This is a genomic window from Mariniflexile sp. TRM1-10 (genome assembly GCF_003425985.1).
Lineage (GTDB): Bacteria > Bacteroidota > Bacteroidia > Flavobacteriales > Flavobacteriaceae > Mariniflexile.
The window spans coordinates 952010-964728 of record NZ_CP022985.1 but is presented as its reverse complement, the minus strand read 5'-3'; the positions used below and the strand labels follow the sequence as shown (position 1 = coordinate 964728).

Here is a 12719-nt window from a genome sequence, read left to right as displayed (position 1 = left end):
ATACACTTTTTTACATCATGGGAAAAACAAAAAAATTAATAGAGTTAGATGATAAAGCTATTGAAATTCTTGAAAATCAAGCGAAACTACAAAAACGCTCACTAAAAAATTATATTGAATATACTTTGGAAGATACGGCAATGCGTTACAGCGAACCATCCGAAGAATACAAAAAAATGATGGATGATATGTTGAATAGAATGGAAAATGGAACATTGGAAACCATGCCAATTACAGAAGTTTTAAAACGTTATGGGCGTGAATTATGAAATTTCCAAAGAAGCAGATAAAGAACTTTATAGAGCAATGTGCTATTTCAAATTATATAACAAGGAAACATCTTTTATGGATGATTTGTTCAATCATTTACGTGTCATTTGTTTGATGCCCAAAGCATTTCAATTACGATATAAAAATGTGAGAATTGTAAATTTAGAACATTTCAATTTTTCAATTCACTATACAATTTACCATGAGCGCATTGTTATTTTAAGAATTCTCAACCAAAATCAAGATTTCTAATAATGCCAACTTACATCGCACTTTTAAGAGGTATCAATGTTGGTGGACACAAAAAAGTGCCCATGTCAGAATTACGTGATTTGTTAACAAATGCAGGTTTTCAAAACGTTCAAACTTATATTCAGAGTGGGAATATTATTTTTCAATCTTCAAAAAAGGCGTCCGAATTAGAAACAGAAATTCAAAAACTTATACATAGTCATTTTGGTTTTGAAGTTTCAGTCATAGTAAAAACCAATAATGAGTTACAAGCAATTTTTGATAGGTGTCCTTTTTCAGAAGAAAAGAAAGAGCACTGTTATTTTATACTTTTAAGTAACATTCCTGATGAACATTTAATTGAAAAAACTCAAGAAATGATTTATGAAAATGAAGAAGTTGTCATTAAAAATGACTGTCTTTATTTTTATTCCTCAACAGGTTACGGACGAACAAAGTTTAATATGAATACCTATGAACGCAAGTTAAAAGTTACTGGAACCGCAAGAAACTACAAAACCATGGTAAAACTATTATCTTTGTCTTCAGATTTAAATTAGAATGACTGAACAACAATTTATTCCTAAAGCATATTCAAAAACGGTTGAAAGCGGAAAGGTAACTTGGGAATCGCCCAGTAACATTGCGTTGGTAAAATATTGGGGAAAAAAGAAAGACCAAATCCCTGAAAACCCATCCATAAGTTTTACACTAAATAATTGTAAAACGATTACAACGCTCACTTTTTCAAAAAAAGAAAATGCTTTTGATTTTGAATTTGATGTGTATTTAGATGGTGAAAAGAAAGATGATTTCAAACCAAAAATCCAAACTTTTTTTGAGCGTATTGAAGTTTATTTACCTTTTTTAAGATATTATAAATTCAAAATAGAAACGAAAAACACTTTTCCTCATAGTTCAGGAATTGCATCATCGGCAAGTGGTATGAGCGCATTGGCGTTGTGCTTAATGAGTGTTGAAAAACAATTAATTCAAGCAGATGCCACCTTGAGCACAGTCGAAAGGCCTGTGGATGAAAATTATTTCAATCAAAAAGCATCCTTTTTAGCACGTTTAGGCTCCGGGTCTGCCTGTAGAAGTATTGAAGGCGATTTAATTGTTTGGGGACAAACCGATGCGATTGAAGGAAGCAGTGATTTATTCGGGGTAAAATATCCTTATCAGGTTCATGAAAATTTTAAAGCGTACCAAGACACCATTTTATTGGTTGATAAAGGGGAGAAGCAAGTAAGCAGTACGGTTGGACATAATTTAATGTACAACCACCCTTATGCAAAAAACAGGTTTCAACAAGCACATGATAATCTTGAAAAGTTAAAACCCATTTTAGAATCTGGAGATTTAAACGATTTTATAGCTTTAATTGAAAGTGAAGCATTAACACTGCATGCTATGATGATGGCCAGTATGCCTTATTTTATTTTAATGAAACCAAACACCTTGAAGATTATTAATAAAATATGGGAGTTTAGACAAGAAACCGGTTTACATATCAGTTTTACTTTAGATGCTGGAGCAAACGTACATGTGTTATATCCAAAGAAAGAATCATCAGAAATTTTGAAATTCATTAAAAATGAATTGGTTGCATATTGTCAAAACGGGCATTATATTTGCGACCAAATTGGTTTTGGAGCGAAATTAATTAAAAATTAATTAAGTAAAAATGAATAATTAAAGGCTTATTTTTAGCTTTAATATTATTCATTATGAAAGAAAATATAATTAAAGAAAAGAGTTTTGCTTTTGCAGTTGAAATTGTAAGTCTTTATAAAGATCTAGCGAACAACAAGAAAGAATACGTAATGTCTAGGCAACTCTTAAAATCAGGAACTTCAATAGGGGCTAACATTAGGGAAGCTGAATTTGCACAAAGTAAGGCGGATTTTATCAATAAAATATCAATAAGTTTAAAAGAAGCAAATGAAACAGATTATTGGATTGATTTATTATTTGCTACAAATTTTCTAACTAAAACAGAATTTGATGCATTTAAACCTAAATCTCAGGAAATGTTGAGATTATTAGTTAGTATTGTAAAATCATCTAAAGAATAATTATTAACTTTGCATTGAAGTGGTTTAAACTTTTTCGATTGAAGCGAAAATCAGTCGTTTTTTGTCCAATCGAAGCCTTTTTAGAGTTGCATAGCATCGCTACGGAAAGATAAAAAGACGTAGAGTGGGCAACAAAGGGCGATTTTTTAGCCAATTGGAAAAAGTTTAAACCACTTCATAATATTAATTTTTAATTAAATTAAGTGAAAGGACCATTATTTTACTCTAAAATTCTACTCTTTGGCGAGTACGGAATCATTAAAGATTCTAAAGGATTATCAATTCCTTATAATTTTTATAACGGTGCTTTAAAAACAGACAAAAACCCGTCGGAAGCTACTTTAAAATCTAACGAAAACTTAAAACGTTTTGTTGCCTATTTAGAAAAGATCAATCCTGAATTGGTAACTTTCGATATGGATGCTTTAAAGAGTGATGTAGATGCGGGTATGTATTTCGATTCGTCCATTCCACAAGGGTATGGTGTAGGTAGTAGTGGCGCCCTAGTTGCAGCTATTTACTATAATTATGCACATAACAAGATAACGGTTTTAGAGAATTTAACGCGTGAAAAATTATTGACTTTAAAGTCCATTTTTTCTGAAATGGAATCTTTTTTCCATGGTAAGTCGTCTGGTTTAGATCCTTTAAATAGCTATTTGAGTATTCCAATTCTTATAAATTCAAAAGATAATATTGAAGCTACTGGCATTCCTTCACAAAAAGTAGATGGAAAAGGCGCGGTGTTTTTATTGGATAGTGGTATTATTGGGGAAACGGCTCCAATGGTTAGTATTTTTATGGAGAATATGAAGCAAGAAGGGTTTCGTAATATGCTTAAAGACCAGTTTATAAAACATACCGATGCTTGTGTGGATGATTTCTTGAAAGGTGATATAAAATCGTTGTTTAAAAACACGAAGCGATTATCTAAAGTCGTGTTAAATAATTTTAAACCGATGATTCCTGTTCAATTTCATGAACTTTGGAAAAAAGGCATTGAAACCAACGAATACTATTTAAAGCTTTGTGGTTCTGGTGGTGGCGGTTATATCTTAGGATTTACTGAAGATATACATAAGGCAAAACATGCGTTAAAGGATTATAAACTAGAAGTGGTTTATAATTTTTAATTGGCTTATATTCTGAGTTTGTCGAAGAATTCCTGATAAATATTTTATGCTTAACAGAAAACAAAAGCACATACTACTTAAGTTTTTTAGCATGTTTTCTGTAATTAGAGGTTATAATATTCTTGTTATAATAATAGCGCAATATTTAGCATCTATTTATATTTTGGCACATGATAAACCATTAAGACAAGTGGTTTTGGATGTTAATTTGTTTTTGTTGGTTTTGGCATCTGCAACTACTATTGCAGGAGGTTATATTATAAATAATTTTTATGATTCTGAGAAAGATTTAATTAATCGCCCTATTAAATCTAAATTAGATAAGCTGGTAAGTCAAAACACGAAGCTATCTTTTTATTTTGTTTTAAATTTTTTAGCGGTCATCATGGCGAGCTATGTGTCTTTTAGAGCCGTAGTTTTCTTTTCCATTTATATTTTTGCTATTTGGTTTTATTCACATAAATTAAAAAAGCTGCCTTTTATTGGTAATTTAACATCAGCTATTTTAACCATCATGCCATTTTTTGCCATTTTTATGTATTACAAAAATTTCGAAACCGTCATTTTTGTACATGCCATTTTCTTGTTTTTGCTTATTTCGATGCGAGAACTCACCAAAGATTTAGAAAATATTACAGGCGATTTAACGCAAAATTACCACACCATTCCCGTTGTTTATGGGGAAGTGGTTTCAAAACGCATGCTTACGGTATTGGCTATATTAACGCTAATTCCCACTTATCTTTTACTATTTAAATTTGAAATTGGTTACATGTACATATATTTTTACTTAAGTATTGTACTGTTATTGGTGTTTTTAGTATTACTATGGAAATCCAAAACCAAATTACACTACTTGCTAGGTCACAGTATTTTAAAATTTATTATTGTTTTGGGTGTTTTTAGTATTTTATTAATAGATGTTAATTTGTTGCTTAACAGGATTTTATAAAATCGTAAACCAAAAATCGTAAATCGTAAATTTTAAAAGTATCTTTGCAAAAAATTAAAGTGATGAGTAGGACACAAGGAACAAGTGGAAAAGGGAAACCTTCAGGTAGAGGACAGCAAAACGGAAATGGAAAAAATGCAAGCAGAGGTGGGAGTAATTCAAAAAGTAAAAGTTTTGCCAGAGGAAACGCACCTGTGAAAAATGTAAATCCACCATCTAAAAAACCATCAAATCCAGACGAGATTAGATTGAATAAATATGTTGCTAATTCTGGTATGTGCTCTCGTAGAGAAGCTGATGTACATATTGCTACCGGTTTAGTAACGGTTAATGGTAAGGTAATTACGGAAATGGGGTATAAAGTGAAGCTTGAAGACGAAGTACGTTATGATGGTGCCCGTATTAATCCAGAGAAAAAAGCATACGTTTTACTTAACAAACCTAAAGGATTTGCAACCACAACCAGTGAAGGCAAAGGTAGAACGGTTATGGATCTAGTTGCTAATGCCACAGCATCTAGAATAAAACCTATTGGACGTTTGGGCAGGAACTCAAAAGGATTGTTATTGTTTACAAACGATGATGTCATTGCTGCAAAATTCACCAATTCTAAAAATGGGGTGCCTCGTTTATTTCATATAGAATTAGACAAAAATTTAAAACTTGAAGACTTAAAAGCGATTCAAGCTGGCTTTAAAATAGAAGGCAAGCTTATTGCTGTTGAGGAGATTAGTTATATTGACGGGGCATCGAAAAATGAAATAGGTTTAAAAATTAAAAATACAGGCAACACATTAATCCGTACTATTTTTGATTATTTTAAATATGAAATCGTTAATTTGGATTGCGTTGCCATAGGCCCACTTACCAAAAAAGACATTCCGCGTGGACATTGGAAGCATCTTACCGAACAGGAATTAAACAACCTGAAAATGCTTTAGATTCACTTGGTTTTTGCATTACGGATTTTCATTACTTAATGTTTTTGAATAATTGAATTTGTCAATGTTTCGCATTTGGAGTGGGAATTCGTTTTGTGAGGCACGATAAAAAAGATTGTAACCTTATGACTTACTCAAGATAAGCTTCAAGCCTAACCTCTTGTGGGGAACGCCCAAAATCCATTTCAAAAAAAATCTAAAAAAAATATCCAAATCGCTATAAAATTAAATTTTTTATATTTCATTTGTAATGTAATTGCTGAACAAATTGAAACGTGTTTATATGTTCGGGTTTTTGAAATTTGAGAAGTTATTTTCAAAAGCAGCTTATAGAAAAAGTAACCGAATTTTAAAGCTAACTTCTGTGTATACTATTGTTGCTAACCAGCATATGCATGGCTTTGTTCCAATGACACATAGTCCAATTCGAATTTGATTAATAGGTAAATATTATTTGATTAGAAACGAATGTTTCTTAACTTTAAAAAATTAATACCAAACTATTATATCAAAAAATAAAGAATGAACACCAAATACATTGATTTAATAAATCAATCTTTTTATTTTCCACAAGAAGAATTTGATCTAAACGATAAACATCTACAGTTCCATGGTATAGACCTTATAGGTTTAGTTGAAACATATGGTGCACCTTTAAAGTTTACGTACTTACCACAAATTTCAAACAATATAAATAGAGCTAAAGGATGGTTTGATAAGGCCATTAAAGCTAATAAGTATAAAGGTAAATACAGTTATTGCTATTGTACCAAAAGCTCTCATTTTAAGCATGTGCTTGATGAAGCTTTAAAAAACGATATACATATAGAAACATCGTCTGCTTTTGATATTGATATTGTTGAAAGCTTAAAAGCTGAAGGAAAGATAACCGATAAAACCTATGTAATTAGTAACGGTTTTAAAAGAGATCAATACATTTCTAACTTAGCTAGGCTAATTAATAACGGGCACAAAAATTGTATCCCAATTATTGATAACTACGAAGAAATTGATTTGTTGTCAAAAGAAATTAAAGGAAAATTCAATATTGGTATCCGTATCGCTTCTGAGGAAGAGCCTAAATTCGAATTTTATACCTCGCGTTTAGGTATTGGCTATAAAAATATTTTGCCTTTTTACAGAAGCCAAATTAAAGAAAACAAAAAAGTGAAACTTAAAATGCTTCATTTTTTCATTAATACTGGCATTCGAGACAATGCATATTATTGGAACGAGTTAACAAAATGTTTAAAAGTATATACCAGCTTAAAGCGTATTTGCCCTAGCTTAGATAGTTTGAATATTGGCGGTGGTTTCCCTATTAAGAACTCCTTGGCTTTCGATTTTGATTATGAATATATTGTTGGAGAAATCATTAATCAAATAAAATTGGTTTGTGAAGAAGAAGAAGTTGAAGTGCCTCATATTTTTACGGAATTTGGAAGTTTTACAGTTGGTGAAAGTGGCGGTGCTATTTATGAAGTTTTGTATCAAAAACAACAAAACGACCGTGAAAAATGGAATATGATAAACTCCTCTTTCATTACTACTTTGCCAGATACTTGGGCCATTAACAAACGTTTTGTAATGTTGCCTATTAATAGATGGCACGAAAGTTACGAACGTGTTTTGTTAGGTGGATTGACTTGCGATAGCGACGATTATTATAATAGCGAACAGCACATGAATGCTATATATTTGCCAAAATATAATAAAGAAAAACCATTGTACATTGGGTTTTTCAATACAGGAGCTTATCAAGAAACTATTGGCGGATACGGTGGTTTACAACATTGCTTAATACCATCGCCAAAACATATTTTAATAGATAGAGATGCTGATGGAAACATCACAACAGAATTATTCAGTGAACAACAAAAAAGTGAAGACTTACTTAAAATTTTAGGTTATGACAAATAACACATATGCAGGAGTTCCAGAAGAGTTTTCAAAATTAGAACAATCAAAAATAGTTTTAATTCCTGTGCCTTATGATGGAACAAGTACAGTACAAAAAGGAGCAGACAAAGGACCAGAAGCGTTTTTAAATGCTTCAAATAACATGGAACTTTACGATATAGAAACAGATACGGAAGTTTACCAACAAGGTGTTTATTTAGTAGATCCGGTTGAAGAGAATGCCACACCTGAAGTGTTAGTGGAAGCTGTTCATCAAACCACAAAAAAATACATCAAGAAGAATAAGTTCGTAACCATTTTTGGCGGTGAACATGCAGTTTCTATAGGAACCATTCGAGCTTTTAACGACATGTTTCCAAGTCTAACGGTATTGCACATTGGTGCGCACTCCCATTTGCAAAAAAGCCATGACGGATCTTCTGTTAATAATGCCTGCGCGCTGTATGAAGCCAGCCAAACAACCAATTTAATACAAGTGGGTATTCGCTCTATGAGCGCGAAAGAAAAAACAATAGCCGATATCGATAAAACCTATTTTGCACACGAAATGGCGGTTGATGATACATGGATAGATTCTGCCATAGACCAAATGACAGATAATGTATTTATTAATTTTAGTCTAAGTGGTTTGGATATTTCCATCATGCCAAATACCTGCTCACCTTTACCAGGTGGTTTATTCTGGTATGAAACTTTAGATTTCTTAAAGCAAGTTTTTGCAGAAAAAAATGTGGTTGGCTTTGATATTGTTGATTTGTACCCAAGTGTAAAACAAAAAGCTTCCGATTTTTTAGCAGCAAAATTGTATTATAAAATGTTAAGTTATAAATTTATGGGCCAAGAGGTCGGCGACGATTACGATAATACCTACGATAATACAAAACAAAAAAATAACGCTTCAAAATTTAACGATGACGATGAGTACTAAAGGACCCATATCACAATTCATAGAAAAAAATTATTTACATTTTAATGCTGCTGCTTTAGTCGATGCCGCAAAAGGTTACGAAACGCATTTGTTAGAAGACGGGAAAATGATGGTAACCCTAGCTGGAGCGATGAGTACCGCAGAGCTAGGCAAATCGTTGGCAGAAATGATACGTCAAGATAAAATTCATATTATTTCTTGTACAGGTGCAAATCTTGAAGAAGATATTATGAATTTGGTTGCTCATAATTCATATAAAAGAGTCCCAAATTATAGAGATTTATCACCACAAGAAGAATGGGATTTATTGGAAAACCATTATAACCGCGTTACCGATACGTGTATTCCAGAAGAAGAAGCGTTTAGGCGTTTACAATCCCATTTGTTTGATATTTGGAATAAAGCAGACAAATCGGGGGAACGCTACTTTCCACATGAATTTATGTATCAAATGATAAACTCCGGCGTTTTAAAACAATATTACGAGATCGACCCTAAAGATTCTTGGATGGTTGCCGCAGCCGAAAAAAACTTACCAATTGTAGTTCCAGGTTGGGAAGACAGCACCATGGGCAATATTTTTGCATCTTACTGTATTAAAGGTGAATTAAAAGCGTCAACTACCAAAAGTGGTATTGAATACATGATGTGGTTAGCCGATTGGTATCCGAAAAATTCAGGTGGAAAAGGCGTTGGTTTTTTCCAAATTGGAGGTGGTATAGCTGGCGATTTTCCAATATGTGTAGTGCCAATGCTTTACCAAGATATGGAAATGCACGACATCCCTTTTTGGAGTTATTTTTGCCAAATAAGTGACTCAACAACCAGCTATGGTTCGTACTCCGGCGCCGTACCAAACGAAAAAATAACGTGGGGTAAATTAGATATAGATACCCCAAAATATATAATAGAAAGCGATGCAACTATTGTTGCTCCATTAATTTTTGCATATTTGTTAGACCAATAACCCAACTCAAATAAAAATGTTACGCAAAATTGTAGATTACAAAAAATTAAATGAAGATATATTAAATCTTCTTGTTGAAAAGTTTCCCGATGGATACGATGAAACAGATATTATTTCTTTTAGAAATGCCCAAAACGAAATCATTGAAGCAGTAGAAGTTCGTACAGATGATACTATTTATTTAGTAAAAGTAGGGAAACGACTGGTACAAGCAATGGAAGACTTCGGCGATGACGATGCTGATGTTGCTGATGATGATTTTGAAGAAGTTAAAGTTGACGATGCTGATGCAAATTTAGATGACGACGACGATGATGACGTAGTTAAAAAACCTAAATTGGAGGATGACGATGACGATAGTGAAGACGATGATGATGCCGATTCAGATTACGATGAGGAGGATGATGAAGATGATGATATTGATTAGATTAATTCATAGTAAATAAATTGTTTTATGAGAACAGCTGTTTTTAAGTCTTACAAAAACGGTTATTTTACGTTTTGGTTTGAAAATGGGGAAGAGTTAGTATTCGAGGAAGTGCATCCTAGAGTATTAAAACAATATGATTTAAAGAACGACAAAAGCTATATCGATAAAAGTTTTAGGATAACTTTTGTTGAAGATTTTGAAGATGATGACGAAGATTTTGTAATTTACAGAGTTGAAAGTTTAAAACCTCTTTAATCCTAGTTATATTATGGGCGCATCATTTCATATGTCGTTGCCATGCTTAAGCGTAAAAGCTACAGAAAGCTTTTACGTAGATAATATTGGCGCTTCCTCAGGAAGGAAAACACAAAGTTGGGTGGATATAAATTTGTTTGGCAATCAAATAACATTTATAAAAGCCGAAAAATTTAGCTTTAACAGTCCTAATTATGTATTTGAAGGTAAAATATTGCCCTCGTTTCATTTTGGGGTTATTATTGATTTAAAAGATTGGGAGCAAATTTATGCACGGCTTAAAGACCAAAAGCTTGACTTGGTTACCCAAGCAAGGTTCTTGGAAGATAAAGCGGGAGAGCACGTTTCATTCTTTATAAAAGACCCAAACGATTATATGTTGGAATTCAAGAGTTTTAAAAATGCATCCGATATATTCAAAAAGTAATGTACGCAACGGTTGCTTATCAAGTAGCAAGCACAATTAATATAAAAGAAAGTAAAAGTCACTTATCATGGCACTTAATGTTTCATGATAGTGACGAACTTTTTTATAAGGTTTCCAATAATGCCTTTGTTTATATTTTTCAATACGGTATCGTAAGTTTTTTTAATTTAAGTGCTGAAGCCATTTCTGGAATCTTCAAAGAAATAAGACCCTTTTGTAACGATTATTTTGTTGATAAACTATCGGAAGTAGTAGAAGTTGTGGTAGAACAAGATACGTTGAAAGTTGAATTCGATAGTGTTATTTTACCCAGTTTAGATAAAGAAATGATACGATTGGTTATGTTGAATACATCCCAATCGGTAGCATTGAATCGCTATTCGGAAATTACAGAAGACATATTAATTCAAACCAACAAGCATACAACCTATCTAGAAAATAAAGGGAAATTAGATATTTCAGGCTATGCACTTAAACGTTTTATTGGTAAGGTTCTGAATATAAAAAACAAGATTTCTGAAAATCTTTACATTTTCGATTCACCACAAATTACTTGGGAAAACGAACAGCTCAACAAACTAAATTTAGAGCTAAAACAAACTTTCGATTTAACCGATAGGTATCGCTTAATTCACGATCGCATAGAAATCATTAAAGAGAATCTAGACCTCTTTAAAGACATTATGGATCATAGAGAAAGTAGCAAATTAGAATGGATCATCATCATTTTAATTGTTATTGAAGTGATTGATATGTTTATCACTAAATTTTTTCTTTAGAAAAACTTCCCAAATAAAAACAGCATATACCACTAAATATTCCAATCCAATAATCCATAAATTTTCGGTATTGTTTGTATTTAAATATGCTAGATAACTCAGAATAATTGTAAAACTCCAAACCAAAGGGAATTTGTAATTGGTAAAAATAGATAGTATTAAAAGCGTTGCTACATACCAAGGATGTACTGTTGTAGCCGTAAAATAGTAAAACGAAAGGACTAAAAGCATACTCGAAATAAGTTGAACGCTGGTTTTATTTTTCCTTAAAAACGTCATGCCCAACACAAATAGCAAAACAAGAATAGGAATGATTTTACCTATTACAGCAATTTCATTATATCCTCTAAATAAGTAACCGATTTCTCTAGCTATATAGTATAAACTGGCATTAAATTCAAAATCCTGAAACCATAAACCAACCGTTTTTGTATAATTATATATGAATTGTTTTGAGTAAAAAGGAAGAAATAATAAGACGGTTGTAAGTAGTGTTATGCTATAAAAACCAATCAGTTGGGTTCGTTTTCTTAATCCGTTGTTGGGAGGAGGTAATGGCGAAGTAATCTTGTCATCTGTTTTTTGGTTAAGCGAAGTCGAAACCTCTTTGCTTTTTACCAACCTCTTAAAAAACAAAGGCAGAAATAGTAAAGGAATTAGTTTTACCGAAATGGATAAACCTAAAGTAATGGCAGCAAATTGCCATTTTCCTATATGAAGTAAATACAAACTCCAAACTAAAAAGAAAATCATCACCCCTTCAAAATGGAGATTTCCCGTTAGTTCTATGATAATAAACGGATTCAAAACATACCAAAAGATGTTGTAAACAGGAATATTTAATTTTTCCAATAGCTTTTTTCCAAAAAAGAGCGTGCCAAAATCGGCAGCAATAATGAGTAAGCGCATCACCACCACCGAACCTAAAATACTTTTTCCTGCAAATAAACCTGCAATAACAAAACATAATTGATTTAAAGGCGGGTAGTTGGTAAAGTGGCTCGCGTTAAGTTCGCCCATGCCGTTGTACAATTCTTGAGCTTGTGCTATAGGGAATTTGCCCATACTCATAAACGACTCTACGGTGTGCAAATAAGGGTTGAAACCTTCTAAAAGCATTCTGCCATCCCAAATAAAACGGTAAAAATCTTGTGATAGATTTGGTATGGCCAAAATAAAAATGGCTCTAAAAATAAAGGCTAACCAAGTTAAAAATGCAATCTGTGATTTTAAAAGATGTACCAGTTTATAAAATAAAAAGAACAAAGCCGCATAAAGCATTATCAGTTTTATATAGTCAGTTCGCACTAAATTATAGGCAAATGCAAAGTAGAAGAGCACACAGGAAATCGCCAATAATAAAGGGATGTTGTTTCGCTTTAATGCGCTTAGGTTTAATGGCATGTTC

At 32.3% G+C, this 12719-nt stretch carries 16 protein-coding genes; 15 read left to right on the top strand and 1 reads right to left on the bottom strand.

From position 1 onward, the window contains the following. Positions 1–17: 17 nt before the first annotated feature. The 15 genes from CJ739_RS04470 to CJ739_RS04400 all read left to right on the top strand — a co-directional run bounded on the left by CJ739_RS04470 (position 18) and on the right by CJ739_RS04400 (position 11311). The gene (locus CJ739_RS04470; protein ID WP_117172845.1) at positions 18–269 is read left to right on the top strand and encodes a hypothetical protein; all 252 of its coding nucleotides are present in this window, start codon (positions 18–20) and stop codon (positions 267–269) included. Next, positions 259–522, top strand: coding sequence for a type II toxin-antitoxin system RelE/ParE family toxin (locus tag CJ739_RS04465; RefSeq protein WP_162880126.1), 264 nt, complete (start codon positions 259–261; stop codon positions 520–522). Before CJ739_RS04470 ends, CJ739_RS04465 begins: the two co-directional genes overlap by 11 nt. Positions 523–524: 2 nt before the next feature. Further along, positions 525–1061 carry a DUF1697 domain-containing protein gene (locus tag CJ739_RS04460; protein WP_117172841.1) on the top strand — a complete coding sequence of 179 codons (537 nt, stop codon included), beginning with the start codon at positions 525–527 and terminating at the stop codon, positions 1059–1061. 1 nt (position 1062) lies between these two features. After that, positions 1063–2178 (top strand): diphosphomevalonate decarboxylase, encoded by a 1116-nt coding sequence (locus CJ739_RS04455; RefSeq protein ID WP_117172839.1) that lies wholly within the window; start codon positions 1063–1065, stop codon positions 2176–2178. A gap of 53 nt (positions 2179–2231) precedes the next feature. Further along, positions 2232–2579, top strand: coding sequence for a four helix bundle protein (locus tag CJ739_RS04450; RefSeq protein ID WP_117172837.1), 348 nt, complete (start codon positions 2232–2234; stop codon positions 2577–2579). A 203-nt stretch (positions 2580–2782) separates the two neighbouring features. Then, a complete protein-coding gene (locus CJ739_RS04445) occupies positions 2783–3712 on the top strand; it encodes a mevalonate kinase family protein (RefSeq protein ID WP_117172835.1) in 930 nt (309 codons plus the stop codon). 46 nt (positions 3713–3758) lie between these two features. Next, the gene (locus CJ739_RS04440) at positions 3759–4664 is read left to right on the top strand and encodes a geranylgeranylglycerol-phosphate geranylgeranyltransferase (protein WP_117172833.1); all 906 of its coding nucleotides are present in this window, start codon (positions 3759–3761) and stop codon (positions 4662–4664) included. Between the two features lie 62 nt (positions 4665–4726). Then, entirely contained in the window at positions 4727–5605 is an 879-nt protein-coding gene (locus CJ739_RS04435) for a pseudouridine synthase (protein WP_117172831.1), read from the top strand. A gap of 522 nt (positions 5606–6127) precedes the next feature. Continuing rightward, a complete protein-coding gene (locus tag CJ739_RS04430) occupies positions 6128–7525 on the top strand; it encodes a type III PLP-dependent enzyme domain-containing protein (RefSeq protein ID WP_117172829.1) in 1398 nt (465 codons plus the stop codon). Then, complete coding sequence (gene speB / locus CJ739_RS04425; RefSeq protein WP_117172827.1) at positions 7515–8453, top strand: agmatinase; 939 nt, start codon at positions 7515–7517, stop codon at positions 8451–8453. The genes CJ739_RS04430 and speB overlap by 11 nt, the downstream gene beginning before the upstream one ends. Beyond that, positions 8443–9420 carry a deoxyhypusine synthase family protein gene (locus CJ739_RS04420; protein WP_117172825.1) on the top strand — a complete coding sequence of 326 codons (978 nt, stop codon included), beginning with the start codon at positions 8443–8445 and terminating at the stop codon, positions 9418–9420. The genes speB and CJ739_RS04420 overlap by 11 nt, the downstream gene beginning before the upstream one ends. A gap of 16 nt (positions 9421–9436) precedes the next feature. Further along, positions 9437–9847 (top strand): DNA primase, encoded by a 411-nt coding sequence (locus tag CJ739_RS20270; RefSeq protein ID WP_162880125.1) that lies wholly within the window; start codon positions 9437–9439, stop codon positions 9845–9847. A 27-nt stretch (positions 9848–9874) separates the two neighbouring features. Then, positions 9875–10105, top strand: a complete 231-nt coding sequence (locus CJ739_RS04410; protein ID WP_117172824.1) for a hypothetical protein — start codon at positions 9875–9877, stop codon at positions 10103–10105. 13 nt (positions 10106–10118) lie between these two features. Beyond that, on the top strand, positions 10119–10532 hold the full coding sequence (locus CJ739_RS04405; protein ID WP_117172823.1) for a VOC family protein: 414 nt from the start codon (positions 10119–10121) through the stop codon (positions 10530–10532). Then, complete coding sequence (locus tag CJ739_RS04400) at positions 10532–11311, top strand: RMD1 family protein (RefSeq protein ID WP_117172822.1); 780 nt, start codon at positions 10532–10534, stop codon at positions 11309–11311. The genes CJ739_RS04405 and CJ739_RS04400 overlap by 1 nt, the downstream gene beginning before the upstream one ends. Here the strand turns inward: CJ739_RS04400 and CJ739_RS04395 are convergent. Then, positions 11261–12715, bottom strand: a complete 1455-nt coding sequence (locus CJ739_RS04395; protein WP_117172821.1) for an MptA/MptB family glycosyltransferase — start codon at positions 12713–12715, stop codon at positions 11261–11263. The two genes, CJ739_RS04400 and CJ739_RS04395, sit on opposite strands and share 51 nt — an antisense overlap. Positions 12716–12719: the final 4 nt, after the last annotated feature.

Excerpts from the sequence above, each read along its gene's own strand:
- CJ739_RS04470 (WP_117172845.1), top strand. The coding sequence starts at position 18 with ATGGGAAAAACAAAAAAATTAATAGAGTTAGATGATAAAGCTATTGAA.
- CJ739_RS04460 (WP_117172841.1), top strand. The coding sequence starts at position 525 with ATGCCAACTTACATCGCACTTTTAAGAGGTATCAATGTTGGTGGACAC.
- CJ739_RS04455 (WP_117172839.1), top strand. The coding sequence starts at position 1,063 with ATGACTGAACAACAATTTATTCCTAAAGCATATTCAAAAACGGTTGAA.
- CJ739_RS04450 (WP_117172837.1), top strand. The coding sequence starts at position 2,232 with ATGAAAGAAAATATAATTAAAGAAAAGAGTTTTGCTTTTGCAGTTGAA.
- CJ739_RS04440 (WP_117172833.1), top strand. The coding sequence starts at position 3,759 with ATGCTTAACAGAAAACAAAAGCACATACTACTTAAGTTTTTTAGCATG.
- CJ739_RS04435 (WP_117172831.1), top strand. The coding sequence starts at position 4,727 with ATGAGTAGGACACAAGGAACAAGTGGAAAAGGGAAACCTTCAGGTAGA.
- CJ739_RS04430 (WP_117172829.1), top strand. The coding sequence starts at position 6,128 with ATGAACACCAAATACATTGATTTAATAAATCAATCTTTTTATTTTCCA.
- speB (WP_117172827.1), top strand. The coding sequence starts at position 7,515 with ATGACAAATAACACATATGCAGGAGTTCCAGAAGAGTTTTCAAAATTA.
- CJ739_RS04420 (WP_117172825.1), top strand. The coding sequence starts at position 8,443 with ATGAGTACTAAAGGACCCATATCACAATTCATAGAAAAAAATTATTTA.
- CJ739_RS20270 (WP_162880125.1), top strand. The coding sequence starts at position 9,437 with ATGTTACGCAAAATTGTAGATTACAAAAAATTAAATGAAGATATATTA.
- CJ739_RS04410 (WP_117172824.1), top strand. The coding sequence starts at position 9,875 with ATGAGAACAGCTGTTTTTAAGTCTTACAAAAACGGTTATTTTACGTTT.
- CJ739_RS04405 (WP_117172823.1), top strand. The coding sequence starts at position 10,119 with ATGGGCGCATCATTTCATATGTCGTTGCCATGCTTAAGCGTAAAAGCT.
- CJ739_RS04400 (WP_117172822.1), top strand. The coding sequence starts at position 10,532 with ATGTACGCAACGGTTGCTTATCAAGTAGCAAGCACAATTAATATAAAA.
- CJ739_RS04395 (WP_117172821.1), bottom strand. The coding sequence starts at position 12,715 with ATGCCATTAAACCTAAGCGCATTAAAGCGAAACAACATCCCTTTATTA.